This is a genomic window from Ectothiorhodospira sp. PHS-1, assembly GCF_000225005.1.
Classification (GTDB): Bacteria; Pseudomonadota; Gammaproteobacteria; order Ectothiorhodospirales; family Ectothiorhodospiraceae; genus Ectothiorhodospira.
Genome location: NZ_AGBG01000072.1, coordinates 1 through 1363, shown reverse-complemented (window position 1 = coordinate 1363; position 1363 = coordinate 1). Strand labels below are relative to the sequence as shown.

The following is a 1363-nucleotide window of genomic DNA, read 5'->3' as shown; positions in this document are numbered from 1 at the left end:
CGAGAAGATCGGCGAGTTAGCGGTCTCGGAACGCACCCTGCGGCGCTACGTCCAGCAGGTGAAGAGCACCGTGGCCAGTCGGCAGCGGCGCTACTACGAGCCGGTGCTGGACATGGTGCCTGGGGTGCAGTGTCAGGTGGACCCGGGCGAGCTGCGCGACGTCATGATCGGCGGCGAACGGCGCCCCCTGTACTTTGTGGTGTTCGTGCTCTCTTACTCGCGTCTGACCTATGTGGGCGTCAGTCTGGCGCCGCTCGACACGACCACCTTCATCCGCCTGCACGACGAGGCCTTTCGCTACTTCGGTGGTCTGCCCGAGGAGTGCGTCTACGACCAGACCAAGATGGTGGTGATCAGCGAGCAGTTCCGCGAGTTGGAGGTGAACCGGCGTTTCCATGAGTACGCCACCACCGCCGGCTTCCGGATCCATGCCTGTTGCGGCTACGACCCGGAGAGCAAGGGCAAGGTTGAGGCCGGGGTGAAGTATGTCAAGCGGGATGCCTTCTATGGCGAGACGTTTCGTGACGAGGCCGCGTTGCGGGCCCATGTGCAGCAGTGGCTCGACGAGGTCGCCAACATGCGTACCCATGGCACCACCGGCCAGCAGCCGAGGGGTCACTTCGAGGCCGAGGAGCAACGCCATCTGCGCCCCTACCTGACCCCGGCCTGCGTGGGCCGCGAGACTGACGGCTTGTCCCCGCGTCGGGTCGACAAGACTGGTCTGATCGCGTGGAAGGCCAACAAGTACTCGGTACCGATGGCCTTCCAACAGGGTCGTGTTGGGGTCCGTGAAGTGGGTGACCGGCTGGTGGTTCACGATCTGGAGAGCGGCGACGAGATCGCTTCCCACGCCCTGCACCTGGGCAAGGGGCACACCTCGCGCAACGAGAGCCACTACCGCGATCGCCGCCAACAGGAGGCGGACCTGGAGCAGGCCATCGTCCGGAGCCTCGGCGAGCCATTGGGGCGGCAACTCTGTGACCGCCTGCGCGAGAGCATGCCGCGCCACTACAAGGACCAGCTACGGGGCGCCAGGAAGCTGCTGGAGGGGGAGCCAGAGCTGGATCTGGTGTTGATCGCCGACTGGGTCACCCGGGAGTGCCTGACCGCCGGCGGCCTCAAGGAACGCTTGGCGGCGGCCCGGCTGGCCAAGGCGCGGGGGCGGGATCGAGACGACGAGGTGCCGGCTGGCTCAAGCACATCGCCCCCAGACCTGAGTCAGTACGCCCGACTTGGCCGCTCCAGCGGCCAACAGGAGGTGACCCATGGGGCAGCTTGAGCTGACCGCCGGGCGCTACCGCAGCCTGCGCCTGGGCGCCATCGCCGGCGATCTCTCCGAGCTGCTGGCCCAGGCCGAGGCCAA

Annotated in this window: 1 protein-coding gene; it reads left to right on the top strand. The window is 67.0% G+C overall.

Translation table 11 applies throughout. The features are described from left to right. On the top strand, positions 1-1279 hold a 1279-nt coding region (gene istA / locus ECTPHS_RS13620; RefSeq protein ID WP_008933346.1), incomplete at its 5' end, for an IS21 family transposase. Positions 1280-1363: the final 84 nt, after the last annotated feature.